General features: G+C 62.0%; 19 protein-coding genes. 10 read left to right on the forward strand and 9 right to left on the reverse strand.

Features of this window, described 5'->3' with window-relative positions; genetic code table 11:
* Positions 1–49: 49 nt before the first annotated feature.
* From sufB to GA615_RS09860, 3 genes are all read right to left on the reverse strand, one after another.
* Positions 50–1,465 carry a Fe-S cluster assembly protein SufB gene (gene sufB, locus GA615_RS09850; protein WP_152051113.1) on the reverse strand — a complete coding sequence of 472 codons (1,416 nt, stop codon included), beginning with the start codon at positions 1,463–1,465 and terminating at the stop codon, positions 50–52.
* 99 nt (positions 1,466–1,564) lie between these two features.
* The gene (gene sufC, locus GA615_RS09855) at positions 1,565–2,398 is read right to left on the reverse strand and encodes a Fe-S cluster assembly ATPase SufC (protein WP_152051114.1); all 834 of its coding nucleotides are present in this window, start codon (positions 2,396–2,398) and stop codon (positions 1,565–1,567) included.
* Between the two features lie 118 nt (positions 2,399–2,516).
* Positions 2,517–3,200: a helix-turn-helix transcriptional regulator gene (locus tag GA615_RS09860; RefSeq protein ID WP_152051115.1), complete on the reverse strand. Its 684-nt coding sequence runs from the start codon at positions 3,198–3,200 to the stop codon at positions 2,517–2,519.
* A 526-nt stretch (positions 3,201–3,726) separates the two neighbouring features.
* On the opposite strand from GA615_RS09860, the gene GA615_RS09865 reads away from it, so the two are divergent.
* The 3 genes from GA615_RS09865 to lpxB all read left to right on the forward strand — a co-directional run bounded on the left by GA615_RS09865 (position 3,727) and on the right by lpxB (position 7,447).
* A complete protein-coding gene (locus tag GA615_RS09865; protein ID WP_152051116.1) occupies positions 3,727–4,521 on the forward strand; it encodes a helix-turn-helix domain-containing protein in 795 nt (264 codons plus the stop codon).
* A 164-nt stretch (positions 4,522–4,685) separates the two neighbouring features.
* On the forward strand, positions 4,686–6,104 hold the full coding sequence (locus GA615_RS09870; protein WP_261343932.1) for a sigma 54-interacting transcriptional regulator: 1,419 nt from the start codon (positions 4,686–4,688) through the stop codon (positions 6,102–6,104).
* Between the two features lie 122 nt (positions 6,105–6,226).
* Positions 6,227–7,447 (forward strand): lipid-A-disaccharide synthase, encoded by a 1,221-nt coding sequence (gene lpxB, locus GA615_RS09875; RefSeq protein ID WP_152051118.1) that lies wholly within the window; start codon positions 6,227–6,229, stop codon positions 7,445–7,447.
* Between the two features lie 23 nt (positions 7,448–7,470).
* On the opposite strand, the gene GA615_RS09880 is transcribed toward lpxB, so the two are convergent.
* A complete protein-coding gene (locus GA615_RS09880) occupies positions 7,471–9,279 on the reverse strand; it encodes a sigma-54-dependent transcriptional regulator (protein ID WP_152051119.1) in 1,809 nt (602 codons plus the stop codon).
* 211 nt (positions 9,280–9,490) lie between these two features.
* Between GA615_RS09880 and GA615_RS09885 the strand changes: the two genes are divergently transcribed.
* Together GA615_RS09885 and GA615_RS09890 are read left to right on the forward strand one after the other, a co-directional pair.
* Positions 9,491–11,023, forward strand: a complete 1,533-nt coding sequence (locus GA615_RS09885) for a YifB family Mg chelatase-like AAA ATPase (protein ID WP_152051120.1) — start codon at positions 9,491–9,493, stop codon at positions 11,021–11,023.
* 47 nt (positions 11,024–11,070) lie between these two features.
* Positions 11,071–11,964, forward strand: a complete 894-nt coding sequence (locus GA615_RS09890; protein WP_152051121.1) for an alpha/beta hydrolase — start codon at positions 11,071–11,073, stop codon at positions 11,962–11,964.
* A 65-nt stretch (positions 11,965–12,029) separates the two neighbouring features.
* Here the strand turns inward: GA615_RS09890 and GA615_RS09895 are convergent, their stop codons facing one another.
* Entirely contained in the window at positions 12,030–13,193 is a 1,164-nt protein-coding gene (locus tag GA615_RS09895) for an aldose 1-epimerase family protein (protein WP_161602258.1), read from the reverse strand.
* Between the two features lie 669 nt (positions 13,194–13,862).
* Between GA615_RS09895 and GA615_RS09900 the strand changes: the two genes are divergently transcribed.
* The 4 genes from GA615_RS09900 to trpD all read left to right on the forward strand — a co-directional run bounded on the left by GA615_RS09900 (position 13,863) and on the right by trpD (position 18,855).
* Entirely contained in the window at positions 13,863–15,224 is a 1,362-nt protein-coding gene (locus GA615_RS09900; protein ID WP_152051123.1) for a hypothetical protein, read from the forward strand.
* A gap of 474 nt (positions 15,225–15,698) precedes the next feature.
* Positions 15,699–16,178, forward strand: a complete 480-nt coding sequence (locus GA615_RS09905; RefSeq protein WP_152051124.1) for a TraR/DksA family transcriptional regulator — start codon at positions 15,699–15,701, stop codon at positions 16,176–16,178.
* 273 nt (positions 16,179–16,451) lie between these two features.
* Positions 16,452–17,699 (forward strand): S1C family serine protease, encoded by a 1,248-nt coding sequence (locus tag GA615_RS09910; protein ID WP_152051125.1) that lies wholly within the window; start codon positions 16,452–16,454, stop codon positions 17,697–17,699.
* A gap of 112 nt (positions 17,700–17,811) precedes the next feature.
* On the forward strand, positions 17,812–18,855 hold the full coding sequence (trpD, locus tag GA615_RS09915) for an anthranilate phosphoribosyltransferase (protein WP_235905288.1): 1,044 nt from the start codon (positions 17,812–17,814) through the stop codon (positions 18,853–18,855).
* 63 nt (positions 18,856–18,918) lie between these two features.
* On the opposite strand, the gene GA615_RS09920 is transcribed toward trpD, so the two are convergent.
* The 4 genes from GA615_RS09920 to GA615_RS09935 form a co-directional block, all read right to left on the reverse strand.
* The gene (locus tag GA615_RS09920; RefSeq protein WP_152051126.1) at positions 18,919–19,404 is read right to left on the reverse strand and encodes a GNAT family N-acetyltransferase; all 486 of its coding nucleotides are present in this window, start codon (positions 19,402–19,404) and stop codon (positions 18,919–18,921) included.
* Entirely contained in the window at positions 19,401–20,420 is a 1,020-nt protein-coding gene (locus GA615_RS09925) for a rhomboid family intramembrane serine protease (protein ID WP_152051127.1), read from the reverse strand. Before GA615_RS09925 ends, GA615_RS09920 begins: the two co-directional genes overlap by 4 nt.
* Positions 20,421–20,472: 52 nt before the next feature.
* Entirely contained in the window at positions 20,473–20,847 is a 375-nt protein-coding gene (locus GA615_RS09930) for an STAS domain-containing protein (protein WP_152051128.1), read from the reverse strand.
* A gap of 174 nt (positions 20,848–21,021) precedes the next feature.
* Complete coding sequence (locus tag GA615_RS09935) at positions 21,022–21,249, reverse strand: hypothetical protein (protein WP_152051129.1); 228 nt, start codon at positions 21,247–21,249, stop codon at positions 21,022–21,024.
* A 500-nt stretch (positions 21,250–21,749) separates the two neighbouring features.
* Between GA615_RS09935 and GA615_RS09940 the strand changes: the two genes are divergently transcribed.
* Entirely contained in the window at positions 21,750–22,673 is a 924-nt protein-coding gene (locus tag GA615_RS09940) for a dihydrodipicolinate synthase family protein (protein WP_152051130.1), read from the forward strand.
* Positions 22,674–22,895: the final 222 nt, after the last annotated feature.

Below are 22,895 nucleotides of genomic sequence, written 5' to 3' on the forward strand. Positions count from 1 at the left end.
AGTCCCGGCTCGGGTTCGAGCCGAGACCGATGGGCGGGTGAAGCTCCGATCAGCCGACCGAGCCTTCCATCTGAAGCTGGATCAGCTTGTTCATCTCGACGGCGTATTCCATCGGCAGCTCCTTGACCAGGGGCTCGATGAAGCCGGAGACAATCAAGGTGCTGGCCTCGGCCTCCGAGAGACCTCGGCTCATCAGGTAAAACAGCTGTTCCTCGCCGATCTTCGAAACACTGGCCTCGTGGCCGAGCTTGACGTCATCTTCCTCGATCTCGATGTACGGGTAGGTGTCCGATCGGCTGATCGGGTCGAGGATCAGGGCATCGCAAACGACGTTCGACTTCGAGCCCTTGGCCCCGTCCATCACCTTCAGGAGGCCTCGGTAGCTCGACCGGCCACCGTTCTTCGAGATCGACTTGGAGATGATTCGGCTGGAGGTGTAAGGGGCCTCGTGAACGACCTTGCCGCCGGCATCCTGGTGTTGCCCCTTGCCGGCGAAGGCGATCGAGAGGATCTCGCCGCGGGCCCCCTTGCCGCGCATGTGGACGGCGGGGTACTTCATGGTCAGGCGGCTGCCGAGGTTGCCGTCGACCCACTCCATCAGGGCGTCCTCATGGGCGACCGCACGCTTGGTCACGAGGTTGTAGATGTTGTTTGCCCAGTTCTGGATGGTCGTGTAGCGGCAGCGGCCACCCTTCTTGACGATGATCTCGACGACGGCCGAGTGCAGGCTTTCGGTCGTGTACATCGGGGCGGTACAGCCTTCGACATAATGGACCTGAGCCCCCTCCTCAACGATGATCAAGGTCCGCTCGAACTGGCCCATGTTCTCGGCGTTGATCCGGAAGTAGGCCTGGAGCGGGATATCTACCTTCACCCCGGCGGGGATGTACACGAATGAGCCGCCCGACCAGACGGCGGTGTTCAGGGCGGCGAACTTGTTGTCGTCGTGCGGGATGATCGTGCCGAAGTACTCGCGCACCAGGTCCGGATACTCGCGGACGGCCGAGTCGGTATCGGTGAAGATCACGCCGAGCTTCTGAAGGTCCTCGCGGAGGCTGTGGTAGACGACCTCTGATTCATACTGAGCGCCGACGCCCGCGAGAAACTTCTTCTCGGCTTCGGGAATGCCGAGCTTGTCGAAGGTTCGCTTGATGTCGGCCGGCACGTCGTCCCACGACTTGCCTTGCCGGTCGGCGGCCCTCATGTAGTAGTAAATGTCGTTGTAGTCGAGTTCCGAAAGGACGCCGCCCCAGTTCGGGGTCGGCTTCTGCCAGAAGACCTCAAGCGCCTTCAGGCGGATCTGCCGCATCCAGTCAGGCTCTCCCTTCATCTCGGAGATCTGGTTGACGACCTCCGCGGACAGGCCTTTCTGGCTCTTGAAGTTGTAGTTGGCGTCCGAGTCTCGGAAACCATACTTGTACTCTTCGTTGATGCCCTTGACCTGGGCGTTGAGGTCGGTTGCCATGCGGAATTCTCCACCTTCGGGCGGTGAGCGGGGACGAAGCGAGAGACCGAGATCAGAGGAATCGCGATGTTTGAGAGGAGAGCGTCGGACCGGTAATTCTCAGAAGGCCGAGGAGGACGTCAGGCCGGCACGCTCTTCCAACTCGTCCTCGTCCTTGGCGGCCTCGGGATACTTGGCTCGGACCCAGTCGTATCCTTCCCGTTCCAGTTGATCGACCAGTTCAGGTCCACCGTTCTCGACGATTCGCCCTCCGAACAAAATATGCACAAATTGCGGTTTGATGTAGGTGAGGATGCGCTGATAGTGGGTGATCACCAGGACACCGGTTCCCTGGCGTTCGGCCACGCGGTTCACGCCTTCCGAGACGATGCGGACGGCGTCGATATCGAGTCCGCTGTCCGTCTCGTCGAGAATGGCGAAGGAGGGCTGAAGCATGGCGAGCTGAAGGACTTCGGCTCGCTTCTTTTCCCCGCCAGAGAACCCTTCGTTGAGGTAGCGACGAGCAAACTCGGGGTCCATGCCGAGTTCGTTCATCACGCTGCGAAGGTCCTTGCGGAACTCCCGCATCGGGATCAGTTCCTCCCCTTCCTTGCGGTCGGGGTTGCGAACGTTGGACACGGCGTGCCGGAGGAAGTTGGCAACGGTGACACCGGGGATGGAGGTCGGGTACTGAAAGGCGAGGAACAGCCCTGCTTTGGCCCGTTCATCGGCCTCCATCTCCAGCAGATCGACACCGTTGATCGTGGCCGATCCTTCGAGGATCTCGTAGTTCGGGTGCCCCATCAGGGCGTAGCTCAGGGTGCTCTTGCCCGAACCGTTGGGACCCATCAAGGCGTGGACTTCTCCTTGTCGGAGGGTCAAATCGACCCCCTTGAGGATTTCCTTGCCTTCGACGGCGACACGAAGGTTCTTGATCTCCAGGACTTTGCTCATCGTTCGGTGGCCTCGGTGGCTCTCGTCGCGGGTGCCGCCGGTCGGCGCGTGGTCCGACCGGCATTCAGGTCCATTGGTTTCGGGCAATCGGGCCAGACATGAGTGACCGGCGGTAAGGTCAGCTTGCCTGGGCCCGGGAGGGGTCGGAGGTTGGGGAGGGCTTGGCTTCGAAATCGCACGACCGGTGCCCATCGAGGCGGCACTGGCTCAGGCGAAGCCCCTGACCAAGCACCTTTTCAAACATCTTGCGTTCCAGGGCGCAGATGTCGCGGTCGGCCTCGGCCAACTCGAAGTAAGGGCAAGAGTGAAGCTCGAGGACCGGCATTGCATCGCCTCGCTGGGCGACCTCGGTTTCGACCCCCCGGCCGTGCAAGACGGTTCCGAGTTGTTCGAGCCGCTCTTGCCAGCCGCGGCCACGGACCTCGTTCCGATACAGATCGGCCAGGCGATCGGTGATCCGGGCGAATAGGATACGCCTGAGTTTCCGATCCTCGACATTGCGCATCAGCTCTTCCCAGAGCGCGACGGCAAGATCCGCATAGTTCTGACCAAGCCGACGGTGCGCCTCGACACTTGCCTGATACACGTGCCGGGGCCGCCCCCTGCCAACATGCTCTGCCCGACGCTCGACCAGCCCGGCGCCGCAGAGCCGAATCAGCCGATTGCGGACGGCGGTCGCCGTGACTCCCAGCTCCGTGGCCATCTCGGCGACCGTCAGCGGACCCCGTCGCCGGATCAAATCCAGCAACGGACGGTCGGAACTGTCCGGGTCAAATCCGTGGCGGTCGAACTGGGTGGTCATGGTCAAAGCCCTCCCCCTTCAATCATCATGCGGCTCATTCTAAACCGACCCCGGCGAGTCGTCCACGGATTATTCGATTTTTCCACAAAAAATAGTGTGAAAAATCCCCGGGCGGTCGGTCAGGAAATTGGGCGTTGCATGGATTGAGCGTAGTGTCACGAGAATCGCCGACCGGCGTTTAATCAGGAAAGCGGAGGGGTATGGCGTGCTTCCACGAGAGGGGGTACGATCGATTCGGGAAACATCCATGACGAAAATGGGAAACCAGGATATGGATGGAACGCCCGTATCTTTATAGAACTCAATGACTGATTCATCCCTGACGCGATCCTGATCCAGAGCCGGACGTCATCGACGGGCGATGGCGTGGGTGAAGCGAGGTGGCTTGCACCGGAGACGGTGACGCTCCTGGCCTCTTGACAACCATCGACGGTTTTCTAATTTAAACCAACTTAGGCCGCGGTTCGGCTGCCGTGCCGGCCCCGAGCGGCGATGCTTCGGGAGGTCCCCCGCCGGGGTTCTGATTGTGGCACGAAAGAAGACCTCGCATACCCGCCTGAAACTCAAGACGGTGATCTCTCACCGATTGAAAGAGGTTCGCCAGGAGCTCTTCGGAGAACATGGCGGGCCTGAACTTGCGAGGCGGCTGAACCTGCCGGCCCGCACCTGGTACAACTACGAAACCGGTGTCACGGTTCCGGCCGAGGTCCTGCTTGCCTTTATTGATCAGACGGGAGTCAACCCGGTCTGGCTCCTCTCGGGCGAAGGGCCTCGCTATCGTCGAGGCTTGGAAGATCAGGTCCTTTCCGACCTGACCCCACAGGAGTTGATTCGTCGGGGCCTGGAGAAGCTCGAAGAGCGCGATCCGGACGCGCTCGCCGTCGACCACGACAATGCCGAGCAGACCGAGGAGTTTGTGACCGTCGGCGTGGTCAATTCCGAAGACCTCGCCGGTGATGTGAGCCCGCTGCGGGCGATTGATTCGATTCTTGTGTATCACGGCTGGTTGAAGCATCCGAAATCCACCGTCGCGCTTCGGGTCGAGGACGACGCGATGCACCCGATCCTCCCGATCGGCTCGATGGTTGCGGTCGACTGCGCGATCCGAAGTGCCGAGGAGCTTCAGGGCCGCATCGTTGCGGCTCGGGTAGAAGGTCGGGCCGTGATTCGATGGCTCGAACTCAGTGGCCGGCACCTGATCCTTCGGCCGAACCGATCGAGTCCTGATACGCCCACCGTGGCCATTGAACCCGCGGCGGTGGGGCAGGGTTCGGGGCCCATCCTTGGTCAGGTGGTCTGGTCCTGGAGTCGGTTTAGCTGAGCTTCCTCGGTCGATTTCTGAAATCGAGCGCGGTTGGTGCTTGCATCGGATGCGTCCGCGCACGATCCTGATCGCAGCTTGCGATCTCGCCGGCAGGCGTGGGCCTCGGGCGGCGACGCCCCTCTATGTCGGCGGTGCACATCCTCTCGTTCGTGCCGGCCATCATGGCAGCAGTCCGATCCTCGGGCCCAAGACGCCCGGAGACATTGTTGCAGCTTTCCGGAGAGCCGGTCTTTTTCCTCGGGCCGACCGGGCGCTTTCTCTACGTCAATCCTGCGTGGGAAGAGTTGACCGGAATTCCTGCCTCAGCGGTCCTCGGCCGTCCCGACGAATCGGCGGGCCAGGACCAGCCTCATTCCGAGTCGCTTGACTGTTTTCATCCCCCCGTTGAGGCGATTGATGGAGTCGCCGTTTCGACGCTCGGGCGGATTCAGCGACTTGGTGGTCCTCGGGAATGGCGGCGGCTCGAATTCTGGCCGCATCACGACCGAGACGGACGAGTGCTGTTCATCCTCGGCCTGGTCCGGTCGATGGACGAGGCATCGCTCGCTCCCGAATCTCCCGGGGCTCGACTGCGTGCGGAACTCTGGAAGATCCGCGAGGCGTTCGAGCAGCGACTGGGAACGGATGCCCTGATTGGTTTCGGCCCGGCCCATCGTCGCCTGACGGTCCAGATCGAGGCGGCCGCCGTGGCGAAAGTGCCGGTCCTCATTGTCGGCCCCCCCGGTTCGGGCAAGCGTCAGGTGGCCTGGACGATCCACTGTCGGGCCGGGCGATCGGATGCGCCGTTTGTGGTGATCGACTGTGCGGCCCTTCCCGCCGAGGTGCTCGATCGGGAGCTTTTTGGTCCTCCCGGGACCCGATCGGAAGGTCCACCTCGTCTCAAGCTCGAGCATGGAAGCCTGGTCTTGAGGGACATCCTGGAACTCCCGAGAGATCTTCAGGCCCGCCTCGGCGAGGCCCTGACCCATCCCGACGCGCTCCAGGTACGGGTTCTTGCCCTGACACACGGTGATCCGGAGGCTGCACTGCAGGATGACCGGCTCCGGTCTGACCTCTACTTTGCGCTTTCGACCCTGGTAATCCGGCTTCTGCCCCTTCAAGAACGGCTGGAGGAGATCCCGGTTCTGGCTCAGCACTTTCTCGACCGCGCGAACCGCCGAACCGGCCTTCGGCGGCTCGGCTTCCGACCCGAGGCGATCGAGACGCTGGTTCGGTACGATTGGCCCGGCAATCTCAGCGAGTTGGCTCGGGTCGTCGACTTCGCCCACCAACGGGCGGACACCGAGACAATTGGCCTCGAACATTTACCTCCGGAGATTCAGGGGCATCTCGGGAGCGCTTACCTGCCTCCCGCGATCGCCCAGGAGCAATTTCCGCTCGACGCGATGCTCGAACGGCTTGAACGCCGTCTGATCGAGCAGGCCCTGCGATCGGCTCGGGGAAACAAGTCGCTGGCAGCCAAGATGTTGCACATTTCCCGGACACGATTGCATCGCCGTGTCCAGGAACTCGGCTTGGCAGGGGAGTCGGAGGACGAAGGGAGCCCTCCCGTCTCTCGGAACGATTCCGACCGCGACTAATCGGCGGATCGGGCTGGAGAAGTGCCTCGCCTGGGGTTCACCCCTCGGCGGTCCTCTGCTAGCCTGCGGCGAGGGCCAAAGGGATTGGCCCGCGACCGATGCATGGAGGCGAGCGTCGCGCAATGCGGATCTTCATCTCTTGCGGCGAGCCGAGTGGCGACCTGCATGCCGCGAACCTGATCCGGGCGCTCCGTCGCCGGTTGCCCGGTGCCAAGTTTGTTGGCTTCGGCGGCCCCCGGATGTCCGAGGCCGGGGCCTCATTGCTTTACCCTCTGGTCAACCTGGCCGTCATGTGGATCGCCCAGGTGATCCTGAATCTTCACGTCTTCATCGGCCTGCTGCGCCAGGCGGGGCGTTCCTTCCGAGAGGATCGGCCCGACGCGGTGGTCCTGATCGACAACCCCGGCTTCAACTGGGGAGTGGCCCGCAGGGCCAAGGCCCTGGGCATTCCGGTCATCTACTTCGTCCCGCCGCAGCTCTGGGCCTGGGCCGGCTGGCGCGTGGTCAAGGTCAAGAAGTACGTCGATCACGTCCTCTGCACCTTGCCTTTCGAGCCCTCCTGGTACCGTGACCGAGGTTTTCAGGGGGCTGAATACGTCGGCCACCCTTACTTCGACGAACTGGCCGATCGCGTGCTTGACGATGCGTTCCTGGTCGAGCAACGGACCCGATCCGGCCGGGTTGTTGCCCTGCTTCCAGGGTCAAGGACGCAGGAAGTCGAACGAAACTTCCCGATGATGCTCCGCGCCGCGGCCATCGTGGCTCGGTCGCGACCGGATGTCCGGTTTGCGGTGGCCTGCCTGAACGATCGGCACCGGGAGCGGTGTGCAGAGATGATCGCCGCCGAGCCGCTGGTCGCGGGTCTCCCGATCGAACTCTACGCTGGCCGGACCCCGGAATTGATCCGGCTGGCGGATCTCTGCTGGGCGGTTTCCGGATCCGTCAGCCTGGAGCTGATGACCGAGGCGTTACCGACCGTCGTTGTCTACAAGCTCGGGGCCGCGCATCTGTGGCTGGCCAACAAAATTGTCCAGGTTCGCTACATGACCCTGGTCAATCTGCTGGCCGACGCCGAGTTGATGCCCGAATATCCCACCTCGAGCGATGTTTCCCACGAGATGGCCGACCACGCCCTCACTTGGCTGAATGATGAGGCCGAGCGGCTTCGCGTTTCGGAATCGCTCGCCGCGCTACGCGATCGGGTTGTCGTGCCCGGAGCGACCGAACGGGCGGCCGAACACATCGCCGCGATTCTGACGGCGGATCGTCCGGCCCCTCGTGGTCCTCACCGGCCCTTACGGGTGCCGAGCGGTCAGGACGAGCGCATCGAACAGGCGGGTTGATCGTTCAAAGGACCGATCGGGAGTCAACGCGACTCCCGGTCATTGATCCACTGGCGAAGGGTGTTGGCCGGGATTCCCAGGTCCTTCTCTGCCGGTGAAGGGCCCCCGAGCCAGCTCACGGCGAAGCATCGCCAGAGGTCCTCCCAGAGTGGCAAGGGAAGGGGGGGCTGATCTGATTGCCAGTGTCTGCTGCTCTGGACAGCGTCCCAGGCCGCGGGAAACCGTTCGTCGAAAAGCGTGTCGGTGACCGTCCGGGCCTCCTCAGGATCGAGGTCCGTACCCTTGGCGAGGATCTTGGCGGCCAGGGTGCGAAGACGGCGCTGCCAGTCGTTCTGAGACGCGGACGACGGGGGACGAGATGGGGAGGCCGACGCCACGGAGGCCGCGAGGGGCCTGGCGGTTCGTTCCCCATCGGACGCAAACGGCTCGACCTGTGCCCATTCCAGCTGGTCTGCTTCGCGATAGTGGCGATAGATTGCCCGCTCCAGCACATTCCGCAACTCTCGGCTGTTGCTTTCCTGAAACGTGAGCGTTTGCAAGCGAGCGACGGCTTCGTCGGACAGTTCGAGATCAACCCCCAGCTCGGCTGACAGAGTGCGCGTGAGCCATCGGGCCTGAGCCTCGATGTCTTCCGGACGGTCACGCAGGGGAGGAACGGCGACGAGCAAGCGCTCCACTCGAGCCAGAAAGGCGACGGGGAGTTCGCCCGATTGCCGACGCTCACGCCAGGGGCCGGTTTCGACGGTCAACACAACGGCACACTCGGCGCGTCGGCGGATTTCTTCCTCACCGAGCCGTCCGTATTCGCCATCCTCAAGAAACGAGTGCAGAATCGCGGAGCAAGCCGGCGGCAACCGATGCACGTCGTCGAGCAGGAGAACGCCCTTGCCGGTGGCCGACACCAGGCCGGGGCGATCTTCCCTGGCATCGGTAAAGGCCCCTCGCTTGTGGCCGAAGAGGATGCTTCGGAGCAAGGTTTCGTTGGTCAGTTCACTGCAGGATGCGACGACCAGCGGGGCGGATCGCCGATCCGATGCCGCGTGGAAGAGTTCGGCCAACCCTCGCTTACCGGTGCCGCTCTCACCGTCGATTAGCAGGCAGGGGAGTGGTCGCCTCATCCGACTGCCGGAAGGCACGTCCGCCGATCCGATCAACTGCGCCAGATCGAAGAGCTGCGCGACCACGGCGCCGAAGCTCTCTGACTGATAGATCAGGCCGCGGTCGCCGATCTCCTGAGCAAAGGCCCGGGCTGCCGGCTGGGCCAGGTGACGCTCGACGGCTCGAACGACCTGTTCGGCCAGATCGTCGGCTCCCCCCGAGCCTCCTGCCCCCTTTCGGATGAACCGATCGCTTGGGAAGTCGTCGGGCCGAGGATAGGCCGAGTAGAGCAGACCCTGGACTTCAGGATGGACCCTCGCCGCCTCTGCCACGAAGTACTGGCCGGCTCGCTGCCCTCCCGCATCGTCCGAGAACCGCTGGTCGGAGACGACCGCGGCAAAGGTCTGCTGGTTCAGGAGTCGTCGTGCCAGCTCAAACGATCCTCCCCGTTCCCGGACGAGATGGAGATGAACTTCGAACGGAGCACGGTAGCGGTAGGACTCGACCCGGCTACTCTCAAACCCATGTGCCGAAACCTTGACGCGTACCGGCCCCCTCGCATCGTCGGGAGCGGCACCGCGACGAAGCAACCCGGCGATCTCTCGGCTCTGCGACAGACCGCGTCCCAGTTCCTGCACGAACCCGGGGACGAGCGATTCGAGGACCCTCGGATCGTCGTCGAGGATCATGACATGAGGAATCCAGGGCATCAGCGAAACCTTGGCCAGGGTCATCAGTCGTGATTCTTCAATGTACCAGACGAGTTCGACCCTCCGCGACGGGTGGCACCACACGAGGGAGGGAATTCACCGGGAGACTGTGTCGGCTGACCCTTCCCGGATCGCTTGGCCTGGTGGACACTTGCAACCTGCGCGTCGGGTGGTACCATCCGATCATGTCCAGGGCCAGAGGCGATGGAGCCGGCCTGTTCCGGCGGGGTTTGTCATGCTCGCCAAGCTCGCGTCGTACACGCTGATCGGAATCGAAGCCGAACCGGTCGAGGTTGAGGTTGACGTCTCGGCGACTCCTGTGCCGAAAACCGTACTGGTGGGTCTGGCCGAGGCCGCCGTCCGGGAAAGTACCCACCGGGTCGAACGAGCGCTGGTCAATTCCGGCTACCGGCGCCCTTCCGATCGTGTTGTGATCAATCTTGCCCCCGCCGATCTGAAGAAGGATGCCGGTGGCTTCGACCTGCCGATCGCTCTGGGACTGTTGCTGGCCAGTGGTCAAATCAGCCTGGAACGACTGGGAACCTTCGCGGTGGTCGGGGAACTGGCCCTGACCGGCGAGACGCGGCCGATCAAGGGGGCCCTGGCCATGGCCCTCCGTGCTCGTCAGGAAGGTCGAACCGGGCTGCTCGTGCCCGCCGCCAATGCCTCGGAGGCCGCCGTGGTGGAGGGGCTCGACGTCTTCCCGATCGGCAGTCTGGCCGAGGCCGTTGGCTTCCTCTCCGGACAACTTGATACGGAACCAACCGCCGTTGACGTCGACGATGTCTTCCATCGCGCCGCCCATTACGAAGAAGACTTCTCCGACGTGAAGGGCCAGGACGGTGCCAAGCGGGCCCTCCTGATCGCGGCCGCCGGTTCTCACAATTTGCTCATGATCGGCCCTCCCGGGACGGGGAAGACGCTCCTGGCGCGCCGCCTGCCGACGATCATGCCCCCCTTGACGCCATCGGAAAGCCTGGAAACGACTCGTATCTACAGCGCGATGGGCTTGCTGGGTTCGCAACCCTTACTCGGTGTTCGCCCGTTTCGATCCCCGCACCACTCGGTCAGCGATGCCGGCCTCGTCGGAGGCGGAAGCACGCCCCAGCCCGGCGAGATTTCGCTCGCCCATAAAGGGGTTTTGTTCCTCGATGAGCTTCCCGAATTCAATCGGAAAACTCTGGAAGTCCTGCGCCAGCCTCTGGAAGAAGGGTGCGTCACCATCAGCCGGGCCTTGCGAAGTGTGACCTTTCCGGCCGATTTCGTACTCGTCGCGGCGATGAACCCGTGTCCCTGCGGGTATCGCGGTGATCCGCGCAAGGCGTGCAGTTGTTCGCCCCCTCAGGTCGAGCGCTACCTGGGAAAGATCAGCGGACCGTTGCTCGACCGGATCGACCTGCACATTCACGTCCCGGCGGTTCCCTTTACCCAGCTTGCCGAAGCGCCTCCCGGACCGAATTCGGCCGAATTCCTCGACAAGGTTCTCGATGCCCGAGCGCGACAACTCGACCGATTTGGTCCGAGCGGCCCCGGCGTCAATGGTCGAATGACTCCTCGGCAGGTTCGGAAGATCTGCACCTTGAAACCCGAGTCGGCCGCCTTGCTCAAAGGAGCAATGGAGGAGCTTGGCCTCTCGGCCCGAGCCCACGACAAGGTCCTTCGCGTCTCGCGGACCCTGGCCGATCTGGAAGGAACCGACGCCATCGAACCGCAGCACGTGGCCGAGGCCGTCGGCTACCGATCGCTCGACCGCAGCGTCTGGGCCTGAGACGCAATTCCACGCTCCTTCCCCTCCGCGTCAAGGAATCGAGAATCATGAGATCGCCGATCCTGTTTGCTGCTGCGTTCTTCTGCCTGGCATCACTCGCGCAGGCAAGCCAGGAGCGAACCGCCGAAGTGACCGCCGACATTGTGTACACGACGGTGGAGGGCCGGGAGTTGAAGCTCGACCTTGCCCAGCCGGCCGACCGATCCGCCCCTCGGCCCGCGATCGTCGCCATTCATGGGGGGGCCTGGAGGGCCGGAGACAAGGGTGATCTCCGGAACCTTCTCGTCGAATTCGCCGAAGCCGGGTACGTGGCGATCTCCCCCGAGTACCGCTTCTGTCCCGAGTACACCTTTCCCGCCCAGATCTACGACGTGAAGGCCGCGGTCCGATGGCTCCGAGCGAACGCTGACACGTATGGCGTTGACCCCGACCGGATCGGCGCGGTCGGTTTCTCGGCCGGAGGACATCTGGCCTTGCTCCTTGGACTGACCGATGTCGGTGACGACTTGGAGGGGGCAGTTGCCGAGGATGCTCCGGCCTCAAACGTTCAGGCCGTGGTCAATTTCTTTGGACCGACCGACCTGCTGGCCGACGATCTCCCGATGATCTCCATTCCCTTGCGAAACGATTTCATCGGCGGCACTCCCGAGGAAAAACCCGGGGCAACCGCCGCGGCGTCGCCGATCTCCCACGTTTCGAAGGGAGATGCGCCGATCCTCGTCTTCCAGGGCACGGCCGACCCCCTCATCCCGACCTCACAGGCCATCACTTTGGCCTCGGCGATGGCCGAGGCGGGTGTCCCCGGCCGTGTCGAGCTCATTATTGGAGCAGGGCACGGGGTGAGCGGTCCGGAACTCCCCCGCACCAAGGAAGCAACCTTTGAGTTCTTCGATCTCCATCTGAAGTCCGAGGGAGCGGTTCCCGAATTCCTCAAACCGTGAGCCAAGGGCGAACAGACCGCCTTGGTGGGGTAAGCGAGCCGAGGCGGTCAATCGGTCATCCACGATCAGGCGGGGGCAAAGGGTTCACAAGGATTCGGATGGACCTCGGGACCGTTCCCGGACTGGAGACCTTGGATTTCCTCCTCGACGGCGGCGACGGCGTCGGCCGATCCGAGCAATTCCAGGGTGAGTTCCGCGACGTGAGACGCTCCGGGGGCCAGTTCCACAAACCGGCCTTGCCGTCGCTCGAAATCTTTGGGGTTCGGGTAGTTGGTGGCCGGTTCGAGGCCGGTCACATACCCTTCGTTGGGCCCCATCGTGTTTTTCCAGAGGGTGAAACACGGCAACTGCGACGTGGCAAACCAGAGCACAAACGCCTTGTCTCCTGAGGCGTTCCGGAGCATCACGGCCGTTCTTCCCTCGGGGCCGGCTCCTTTTAATGTGTAAAGATACACCTGCTCGGCAAAGCCGGGTTCGGGCGAGCCGAAGGTGTCGTAGTGACCAATCCCCTCGGCGGCTCTCGTGGTCTGAGGCACGACGGTTTCGGCAGCGGCCACGACCCGGGCACCTGCTTCGAGATACGGCGGCCCGAGATTCCAGTGGTAGAGAATCACCAACGGGGTCGGCCGATCCCCGAGGTTGACAAACTCATCACGAACCACCAGGCGGTTTGACCCCGGAGTGGTGGAATATCGGGTCATCATGCGGAGCCTCGGCCCAAACAAGCGGGCCTCATCCACCTGTCCAGTCACAACGAGTTCATGGGGAGGTGCTTCGGAAACCTCGATCGAAACCTGGTGAGCAGGGATGTTCTGGATCCGACCATGCAGGCCATGAGCAAACGGCCCGTCCTGACCCGGTGGCCCGTTGTGCTCCAGGCCACAGCGCGCGAGCAGTTCGTCGAATCCATCGAGCCAGCCAAACCCTCCCAGTCCAGCAAGGTTGACGTGCGCAGGGTGAACGGGGCCATCGCCGACCGGTGAGGTCCAACCGACGGGGGCTCCCTGGAACTGACCTCGCCAGAGCCCCATGCCTCGCGTTGCCACGATGTCGAAGGCCAGGGCACCGTTGTCGACTCGAATCAACTCGACCCCGTCGCGTCGGCCTCCCCGAAGCGTTCGCGCGTTGATCGACCACGATGGAGTCGAGGGAAGACCGAGCGACGCGGGAGTGATTGTTGTTCCGTCGCTCTGCCGTTCGATCCGCAGATCATCACGTTCAATCCGCACCAGGAAGACTCCGTTGTGGGAACGCGCCGAAGACGATGAGCCCCAGGGCACGTTCCAGGCAACCATGACCATCGACAAGGACCCCGATTGGCACCAAAGGCTAACGCACCCCATTCCTTCAGAAAAGGGGACAAGTCTCGCGACATCGTGTTACGTTATCTTCACCGAACATGCAGCGAACGACACGATCCAACGGATTCAGCGATGCGTCTTGCATACAATGAACTTATCAATCTCAGGAACGTCATCTCTTCGACGATTGTTCGTGGTTCCTCAGACCTGACAACAATCTGCGTCTCTGGAGATGGAAATGACCGGCTCCCATCCTGAAGGACCAGAACTAGGGGGTGGATGGGTTTGCTGGCAGGGGGCAGTCTGCTTGTGTTGAGGCGTCGGAGTACCACGCGACTTCGCCGAACATCCCAATCTGGGCGATGCTCTCTCGATGCCGGGAACGGGAAACAGAGGAGGGATGAGTTGGACCTGTTCGGCCGCGCAAAACAATGGGTCAAAGGGATGGCTCCGGCCGATCCCCCAGAGGTGCAAACCTTTCGAGTCAGCTGTCCAGAGGGTCATGTCATCCGGGGACGCAGACTGGAAGGGTATCAGGCACTTCGGTGTCCGGAATGTGGCCTTGGGGTCTTCGTGCTCCCGAGCAGCCCTCTCCCCATGCCGCCTACCCCCGCCACCCGTGTTGATCCGAATCAACAGGCAGGGGCAGGGTTCGACGAGGCCCCGATCCCTCTCTCCGAGCATGTGCCCGACCCGCTCCACGAGGCTTCGGAGATCGACTGGCTCGAGCCGGTTGACCCGGCCGGGGAGCTGCTGCCAGGGGAGTCCTCCGGCTTCGATCCGGTCGAGGCGGCCGTTTCGGACTTGCCGTCCTCCGAGAAACGGCGTCCGACACCTGGACGTGCTTCCCCCCTTGCAGATCGGCCTTCGGGCAGCACACTTCGTCCCTCGGTCCGGGGCCAGACAAAGGCCGATGAGCGTTTGCGCCCCGTCCAGCCCTCCTCATACGCGGGCCGACAGATCCTGGTCCCGACTCGATCAGGTCTGGGAGCGCGTATCCGGCGGAATCGGCCCTTGCTGGTCGCGTTGGGGGTTGTCATGGTCCTGGGGGGAACCGTCGCCTGGACGATGGTGCAAAATCAGCGGAGAAACGCGCCGATTCTGGTGGAGCAAGGCCGAGAGGAAGGGATCCCGGCCCTGAACCAGGGGGATTTTGACCGCGCTCATCGCATCCTCTCTCGTGCTGCAGAGGCGGTCGAGGCGCTCAAGGGTCAGATTCGAGGGGCCGATGAGGTCCGTCAGGCTGCTCGTGAGGCGTCCATTTTCGTCGACCTGATCCCCGATCGTCTGGAGGCGATCCTCGATCAACGGGCGCGATCGAGTGATGAATCCGAGTGGCAACAGCTCTTTGATCGTTCTTACAAAGGGCGAGCCATCCTCATCTCGGCACAGGTGACGGCCACGCCGGCCGACGCTGCCGGGCGCTACGAGCTGAACTACCGGATCCTGTCGGAGGGGCCGCTTGCTCCTCGAGAGGCTCGGATCGACTTTGAGGGGTTCCGACTGTTCGAGGTCAGCGAGCCTCAGGTGGGTTGGCAGATTCAGTTTGGGGCTCGGCTGGCGGCGGTCGAGTCGGAACCGAACGGCTGGCGTTTTCGGCTTCAGCCGAACAGCGGGGTGACGATCACTCACCAGGAGGCGATCCAATCGCTCGGGTGGACTCCCGTGGAAACCGCCTCGTTCGCTCCCGAACCGGCCGAGGGGCTTCAGCGATCGCCTCTTTTGTTGACAGTGCTGCTCACCCCTTTAGTTCCTCAGGCACTGAGGGGGGAGACTCCCGATCGAATCTTGCAGCAACTCGGCGCCCCTCAATCCTTCGCCAGGTCCGCCTCACAGGGGGAGTACGTCGAACAGTGGATCTACAATGCCCCCTCAGGCGCTCGTCAGTATCTCAATTTTGTCCGATCGACCGGTCGCAGCGGTCCCGCCGTTGTTGACCAGGACTTCTATCTCCGATAAATTCCTCCGTCACACCAGCCTCAACGAAGTTGGCACTGGAGTTGCTGTTTGTCTTGTGAGGTTGCTGGTCTTGGTCATGAGGCCCTGAGTCGGTGGATCGTCCGTCAGGCCTGTCAAGAACGAAGGGAAGGAGTGTCCGGGTTCTGATCGAATTTTTTCGGGGAATCCATCAAACCTTTCGCCTGGCTGGGCGTACTATTCTACACAGGTGACATCGAAGGCTCTGGTATCTTGCCCTTGGCGCATAATGTGCTAGGCTTCGCCACCCGGACGACGATCCTCACCTGAAGGTTTTTTCAGATCAGATTGGACTGGAGTCCGTCTGGATTCGAAGCGTCAGTTGCTTTAGAGCAACCTTGCACGAATCATTGCACCGCATCCGGTCCTTCACGTGGGTTCGGTCATCTTGTCCGGTTGCGGTCAGGATGTTGCCCATCGTCCCGCCCGCTCGCGACGAACATCTGGAGGTGTGTCATGGCTCGTAAAGACGCGCTGTTTCGTTTGCACTCGCGATTGGTCGCCCGTCGCGACGCCTTGCGGAAAGCATTGGCTGGTGATCTTGAATCGCTCAACGATCTTCGGGCGATGAATGACGTGGGCGATAGCGTCGACGCGGCCGTGGATTCGGCCAACGATGAAATCAGTTCCCAGATTGCCCAGATTGAGAGTCGGGAACTCAGCCAGATCGAGCATGCGCTGGACCGCATGGCCGAGGGAACCTATGGTCAGTGCGAACACTGCGGTGGAAAGATCGCCGTGGCTCGTCTGAATGCCCTGCCATATACCTGCACTTGCATTGATTGCCAGCGCGAGCAGGAACGGATGGGCCACACCGGGATGAGCCAGGCGATTGATTACCGCTGGTCCGAAATTTCCGATCGTCAATTCGACGAGAACGATCGGCAAATTAACCTGAGCGACTATGAGATGGACATGAGCGAGTCGGGTCGCTGACCCTTTCCTGAAGTTCTGGCCACGACTCCTTCGGAACATTCCACGAGGCGGGACGATGTCACCATGTCGTCCCGCCTCGTTCTGTTTCGAGAGACGTGAGGGCGATCGCATTCTCTCCCAGCTTCGCTGCTTTGACTCTGGCGAACGGCGAGGCATATACTCTACGGACGATCATGAATTGTGGGCGAGGGAACGTCGCCACACCTGCCAGGTCATCTCGGCTCTTGCCGGGAACCTTTTTCAGGTCTCATTCGACGAGTGGAGCGCATCTTGATGGCACCGCGACCCTCCACCGCCATGATGCTTGCCGCGTTCGGCTGCATCGGCCTTGGTTTTGGTCTGGGCTCGATCCTTGATCGGGATGTCCGGCTCAATGCGGAGCCCTCTCCGACTCGTTCTAGTGATCCGGACCGGATCGTTGAGCCCGTCGGACTCGAACATTCTGACGAGGCGATTTATCAGAGTCTCGCCAGGCAGTACGAACAGTTCTATCAGGTCAACCGAACGTTCGAACTGGTTTCCAAGGTTGTGTCCCGCACTGTGGTTCACATTGTCGCTGTGAAGCGTGCCGAGGAACAGGAAGGGCGGACCCGTCGCACATTCGAGGAGAGTGGATCGGGGGTGATCGTCCAGTCGTCGATTCGTCCCGGCCTCTTCGTGCTGACGAACAATCACGTCATCAGCGGGGCCGATCCCGACAATATCCACATCAATCTCCACGACGGCCGGCTCCTCCGCCCCAAAGCCATCTTCCGAGATGAAGATTCCGACGTGGCGGTGCTGGAACTCCCCGTCAACGATCTCCCTTCCGCGCGACTCGGAGACAGTGACGAAGCGGTTCCGGGCACGTGGGTGCTGGCGGTCGGAAGTCCGTTCGGGCTGACGCACTCGGTGAGCCAGGGAATCATTAGTGCCCGTGGCCGTCAGGAACGCGACCTCTACGAAAATGGCGTACACAACCAGGACTTTCTCCAGACCGATGCCGCCATCAATCCCGGTAATTCGGGAGGTCCGCTCGTCAATTTGCGAGGAGAGGTGATCGGAATCAATACCGCCATCGCGTCGCATGGCGGCGGCAACGAAGGGGTCGGCTACAGCATCCCGATCAACCTTGCTCGATGGGCGATGGACCAGCTGATCACCACCGGCAGGGTTCGACGAGGCGCCATTGGCATCTCGCTGCAGGACATCTTCCCCGAGGACTACGAGCGCTATGGTCTCGATCGGCCCCGAGGAACGCGCATTTCAGATGTCGCCCCTGATTCTCCCGCCAAGTCGAGCGGCATTCAGAAGGGAGACGTGATCGTTCGCTTCAACGGAATCCAGGTGAATAACACCTGGCATTTGATCAACATGGTGTCGACGACTCCGATCGGTCAGGCCGTGGAACTGGTGGTGAAGCGAAACGGGAGTGAAGTCGCCTTCAAGGTGGAAGTGGCCGATTTTGAAGAATTGACGGCCAAGCTCCCTCAGGTTCCCTCGCGAAACCTCAGCCCGGAAGGTTATCTCGTTCGACCTTGAGTCTCATGAGGTTTCCGTCTGTCAAGGGACGCACAGGCCGCTTACCGAGTGCCAATCCGATCGTCTCGGGTTGCCTTCCTCAATTTGCCCAACGTTTCAATGAGTCGTAATCTTGCCTCCCTCGTCTGATGATTGCAGATCGCTGGTACTCGCTCTCCGGGAACTCGGTCAGTCTCGGTCGATCAGTCGAGCGGCCACCAGTGATGCCGTGGCCGAGATTGTCGCCGGTCGAGCGTCCGAAGTCCTCATCACGGCGTTTCTGGTCGGGTTGCGTGTCAAGGGAGAGACGGACGAGGAACTCGCCGGTGCTGTCGATGCGGTTCGGCAGGCCATGACCCCGCTCGACGTTCCCGTTCGGCCCATCCTCGACACCTGTGGAACGGGCGGAGATGGGGCATCGTCCGTCAATGTCTCAACCGCCTCGGCCATCGTCGTCGCGGCCTCGGGCGTTGCGGTAGCCAAGCACGGAAACCGTTCCGCCTCAGGGGTTTCCGGCAGTTCCGAGGTGCTCGAACGTCTGGGAGTCGCGATTGATCCCGGCCACGAGATCCAGAAACGCTCCCTCGCGGAACTCGGTTTGACGTTTCTCTTTGCGCCGAGTTTCCATCCGGCGTTGCGGCATGTGGCGGGGGTTCGGAAACAGTTACCGTTCCGGACCCTGTTCAACCTGATTGGCCCGCTGGCCAATCCGGCGCGTCCCGAGTATCAGCTTGTCGGGGTTCCCGACCTGCGACTTGCTCATTTAATGGCCAATGCCCTGGCCCGACTGGGGGTCTGCCGCGCGGCCGTTGTCTCAGGGCCGGAAGGTCTGGATGAGGTCGGGCTTTCCGGACCAACCCAGGTGCTCTGGATTGAGGGGGATCAGGTCGAGTCTCGCACCTGGTTGCCCGAAGAGTTTGGCTTGCCCGCAACTCATGCCGAAGAACTTCGCGTTTCCGACCCCGCCGAAAGCGCCGATCGAATTGTTCGAATGCTGGAAGGTCAGGCCGGGCCTGTCCGATCGGTCGTGCTGGCGAATGCCGCCGCCGCCTTGATGGTGGCTGGACGAGCCAAGCATCCGGCCGAAGGGGTCGCGCAGGCGGCTGAGGCGATTGATTCCGGCAACGCTCGGCAGTTACTCGAACGCTGGGTCACGCTGACGAATCCCTCGGCGTGAAGGGGAATGCGGGCGTCCGTGTCGCCGGGGACACGATTGGCCTCATCCCGCTCCAAGGTTCGATCAGTCTGACCGGCCATAGCGATCGGGCCAGAGGTCTTCGAAGACGAGATATCCGCCCGGAGTCATGCCCAGGGCATCGTAGGTCTTCTGGGCCCGATGGTTATCCTGCTCGACGTAGAGTCGAAGTCCGATGACCTCACTCGTCTGGCGTGCCGTGTCTCGGATGTGGGTATGCAAGGCTCGAAAGACTCCGAGTCCTCGGGCCTCTTGGGTCACGTAAACACTCTGCAACCACCAGATCCAGCCGCATCTCCAGTCGCTCCACTCGCGGGAGATGGCCGACTGACCGATGAGCTGGCCGTCTCGTTCGGCCACCCAGTAGCGGAGCCGGTCCTCGGTTGCGAGAGCACGTTCGACACCCCGACCGACCACCGACCGGTCGAGCTGTTTATCTTCGGTCTCAAGTGCTAGCGAGCAATTGAACGCAACAATGGCATCCCGATCGGAGAGCCGAGCGTCGCGGACAAGCAGGGAACCGGTCTTCATCGGAGTCGCTCGCCTCGGCGATTGCGGGCGCGTTCGCTGGCCTCTTGGAGGATTCGATGTTCTTCTTCGGTCAAACCGGATCGTCCTTCCCGGGCGATCTTGGCGAGAATCTCATCAAGCTTGGCTTCGAGGTTGTCGTCAGGGAAGGGGTCCGAGGCTCCCGCCAGCCCCTTGCTCCCCGATCGGGCCGGAGTTTTCGCTCCCTGGCGTGAGGGCCGACGGCTTCTCGGTTCGGGAGAGAAGATCTTCAGGCGACTCCGACGGCCCAATCTCCAGTTCCACCCGCTGGTGATCCGCGACCATCGCAGGTCATATTTCTTGTAGAGGAACCCGTAGCCCGCCCCACTCAGGTGCGCGGCGAAGGCGATCGGCGCAGTCGTCGAGCCCTGGAGGTTCTGGAACAATCCGATGAGATCCTGGCCAAAAAAGATGACGGCGAACAGCCACATCGGCACGGGGAGGACAAAGAAGAGCAGAATCTCTCGATGCGGGTAGTACAGGACATAGATGAACAACGCCGCGGCGACGGCCCCGGAGGCACCAACCATCCGAGCCTGTCCCCCCTGGCTCAGATCGAGGATCGACCAGCACAGACCCGCGATAATCGCGGCCGTGAGGTACATGGCCAGAAAGTCGCGCTGACCGTAGATCTCTTCCAGTTCTCGACCGACGAACCAGAGGAAGATCATGTTCCAGAGGATGTGGAACAGGTTCGAGGGATCATGAAGGAAGGCGTAGGTCAGCAGTTGCCAGACCTGGAAGTGACGGAAGATCGACTCGCTTCGGGCCGCGAGATAATCGTCGTAAAAGGCCCGAACGGGCGGTCCTCCGATCCATCCGAACAGGAAGACCGCGACATTGATGAGGATCAGGGTCTTGACGACCGATCCACCGCCCGCAAAGAGGCCGAATCCGCCGGGGCGGTCCTGGATATAGTCGCGATCGTAAATTCCCATGATGGCGCGGCGGTCAGGCCCTCCCTCCTCGAGGCGATCATTCCGGCATCCTTCCATCATCGGTCGGGCTCCGTCGCCCTGTCAACCGAGACTGGATGGGAAGCGTGTTCGCTCAGTCGGATTGCAAGGCCGTAAGCGCTTCGGACCGGTTAGCATAGAGGGGCCAAACGATGTCCAGCGAAGTGATGCGAAGCAGCTCCCGAGCCCGGGGAGAAACGCCGGCCAGGACCATCTGTCCGCCTTTGACCAGAACGGCCTTCCAGCAGCGCAGCAGGAGACTCAAAAAGCTCGAACCGAAGAAGTCGACCCCTTCAAGATCGACGATCAACATCGGCATGGGCAATTCTTGAATCGGGCCGAGCAAGACCGCGCTCAATTCTTCGGCGGTCGAGAGATCAAATTCCTCGAGGTGCGGAGAAGGGACGAAGATCAGTACGTCGCCTCGACGCTCGAGCGTGAATCCGTCGTCGGCGGGGGTCAGGGACATGAGCGTGTGACTACCGTTCCAGGGCTCGGGATACGGGACAATCGAAGCAATGGCAAGAATTCACCGATTGTCCCTGATCTAGCCTAGAGCCGGAAGGCGTCGCACACAAGAGAACACTGTGATTGGAGAGAGAATCTCGGGCGATCCGACGCATCACGTCCCTCGACCGCGGCCTCAGGCCGAAGGTCGGTAATCCGAGAACGCTCGGACGACCTCGAACAGATCATTGCTCACCAGAAGTTCGTCTTCTTCGAAGTCACGAAGCCAAACGAAGTTATCGCGATAAGCCTGGGCAAGTAGTGGATAAAGATCGGCCAGTCGGATTGGGACGGCCGGAGAATCGGTTTCGAGATCAAAGTCGTCCTGGGGACGGGGAAAAATGCGAAGTCGGGGGCTAGGCATCGGATCTCCTCCTCCGAGCAAATCGTCTCCAGGAGTGTCGGCAACCGATGACCTCGCCGGTTCGAAGTGCCCGTAAACCCGTGATCGGTGTCGCACGTGGCCGAAGGCGCTTCGGAGACGATTGTTTTCTCAACGGTGGCCGAGACCGCTTGCCGGAATCCAACCGGTTTGCGACGACTCGCCATAATCGATGACCTGATGACTTATCGGACGCTCAGGGGGACGCCCATCAGCGAATCTTCGGCAAATCCTCCTGAAGGGTCGTGAAACCCCTCGAAATCGGTACCTTCCGGGGCATGTTGCGGTGGAACACCTGATTTCGGGAGTTGCGCACGTCAGAATCGCCCGCTCGTCAAATCGGGCATCACGCTGCAACCGTGGCGAGGAGCTGGCGGACCTGTCATACTTGGTTCCCCTCGGTGGATCAATGAACGGTTGGGTTCGGGAGGCCCCGGATCGACCGTGTCCTGATGCCACTCGAACGGGTTGGAGAACTTTCGATGGATTTGCCTCATTTACATGGGATCGTTCCCCCGCTGGCCACTCCGCTCGGTCCCGACGATGTGATCGACGAGCCCTCGCTCGAACGCTTGACCCGCGCTCTGATTGACGCCGGGGTGCATGGGTTGTGGATCATGGGGACGACCGCCCGCTTTGATCTGGTGACCGATCGCGTCGCTCGTCGAGCGGCCGAGCTGGTCGTCACGATCAACGGAGGGCGCATTCCCCTGGTGCTGAATGTCTCGGACATGAGTACCCGCCGGACCTTGGAACGAGCCTCCCGCTTTGATGACCTGCCCTATGACTATTACGCCGCCTTGCCCCCGTGGTATCTGAACCTCTCGGCCGGCGAGTTGATGGCTTACTTCCACGCCCTGGCCGATCATCTCAGCAAGCCGCTGGTCATTTACAATGCCCCCTGGGTTTGTAATCAGCTCAGCTTCGAACAGATTCAGACCCTGGCTGAGCATCCGCGGATCGTCGGCGTCAAGGATGTGAGCCCCAGTCTCTTCCGAACCCAGAACTGGTCGACCACCACACGACGCGAGCGGAATTTTACGTATCTGCATGGCTCAGATCTGATCGGCACCTCGACCGCGCTCGGGGCCGACGGGTTCGTGCCCGCACTCGGCAACGCCTTCCCCGAGCTTTGCGTGGCCGTCTGGGACGCGGCTCGGGCCAATGACGAAGCTCGCGCGTTCCGGCTTCAGAATCAGCTCACCCGGCTCGCCCGAACGATGGAGTTCGGCTCGATGCACGCCTGCCTCGAAGTGGCGTGTCGTCACCGGGGATTTCTGACGCGGATGCTCCCGGCCCCTCTGGCCTCGCTCGACGACGCCACCGCGCGTCGCGTGGTTCAGGAGATCGAGGCAGTGGGTTTCTTGCCTCAATCGGAGCTGGCTGTTGGTCGCGTGTCGGTCTGACCTTCACGCAGGGAATTCGGAACCGCAATTCGACAGAAGTCGCTCGCCGGAGCGCGCAACTCCCTGTGGTTGAATCGGCCTGTCACACCCCCGACGATCAGCGGGGGATGACAGGCGTCTCGACTTCTGCTAAATTTCGCCGCGGTCGCGGTCGAAGGGGCAAGAAGCCTCGGCTCGACCCGCGGCTCAGGTCGGAATCGAACGGAATCGAACGGCGGGTTC

It is taken from the genome of Tautonia marina (assembly GCF_009177065.1).
Lineage (GTDB): Bacteria > Planctomycetota > Planctomycetia > Isosphaerales > Isosphaeraceae > Tautonia > Tautonia marina.

What these genes read in the sequence shown, in the direction of transcription:
- sufB (WP_152051113.1), bottom strand. Translation starts at nt 1,465, where the DNA reads ATGGCAACCGACCTCAACGCCCAGGTCAAGGGCATCAACGAAGAGTAC.
- sufC (WP_152051114.1), bottom strand. Translation starts at nt 2,398, where the DNA reads ATGAGCAAAGTCCTGGAGATCAAGAACCTTCGTGTCGCCGTCGAAGGC.
- GA615_RS09860 (WP_152051115.1), bottom strand. Translation starts at nt 3,200, where the DNA reads ATGACCACCCAGTTCGACCGCCACGGATTTGACCCGGACAGTTCCGAC.
- GA615_RS09870 (WP_261343932.1), top strand. Translation starts at nt 4,686, where the DNA reads ATGGCAGCAGTCCGATCCTCGGGCCCAAGACGCCCGGAGACATTGTTG.
- lpxB (WP_152051118.1), top strand. Translation starts at nt 6,227, where the DNA reads ATGCGGATCTTCATCTCTTGCGGCGAGCCGAGTGGCGACCTGCATGCC.
- GA615_RS09880 (WP_152051119.1), bottom strand. Translation starts at nt 9,279, where the DNA reads ATGACCCTGGCCAAGGTTTCGCTGATGCCCTGGATTCCTCATGTCATG.
- GA615_RS09885 (WP_152051120.1), top strand. Translation starts at nt 9,491, where the DNA reads ATGCTCGCCAAGCTCGCGTCGTACACGCTGATCGGAATCGAAGCCGAA.
- GA615_RS09890 (WP_152051121.1), top strand. Translation starts at nt 11,071, where the DNA reads ATGAGATCGCCGATCCTGTTTGCTGCTGCGTTCTTCTGCCTGGCATCA.
- GA615_RS09900 (WP_152051123.1), top strand. Translation starts at nt 13,863, where the DNA reads ATGCCGCCTACCCCCGCCACCCGTGTTGATCCGAATCAACAGGCAGGG.
- GA615_RS09905 (WP_152051124.1), top strand. Translation starts at nt 15,699, where the DNA reads ATGGCTCGTAAAGACGCGCTGTTTCGTTTGCACTCGCGATTGGTCGCC.
- GA615_RS09910 (WP_152051125.1), top strand. Translation starts at nt 16,452, where the DNA reads ATGGCACCGCGACCCTCCACCGCCATGATGCTTGCCGCGTTCGGCTGC.
- GA615_RS09920 (WP_152051126.1), bottom strand. Translation starts at nt 19,404, where the DNA reads ATGAAGACCGGTTCCCTGCTTGTCCGCGACGCTCGGCTCTCCGATCGG.
- GA615_RS09925 (WP_152051127.1), bottom strand. Translation starts at nt 20,420, where the DNA reads ATGATGGAAGGATGCCGGAATGATCGCCTCGAGGAGGGAGGGCCTGAC.
- GA615_RS09930 (WP_152051128.1), bottom strand. Translation starts at nt 20,847, where the DNA reads ATGTCCCTGACCCCCGCCGACGACGGATTCACGCTCGAGCGTCGAGGC.
- GA615_RS09935 (WP_152051129.1), bottom strand. Translation starts at nt 21,249, where the DNA reads ATGCCTAGCCCCCGACTTCGCATTTTTCCCCGTCCCCAGGACGACTTT.
- GA615_RS09940 (WP_152051130.1), top strand. Translation starts at nt 21,750, where the DNA reads ATGGATTTGCCTCATTTACATGGGATCGTTCCCCCGCTGGCCACTCCG.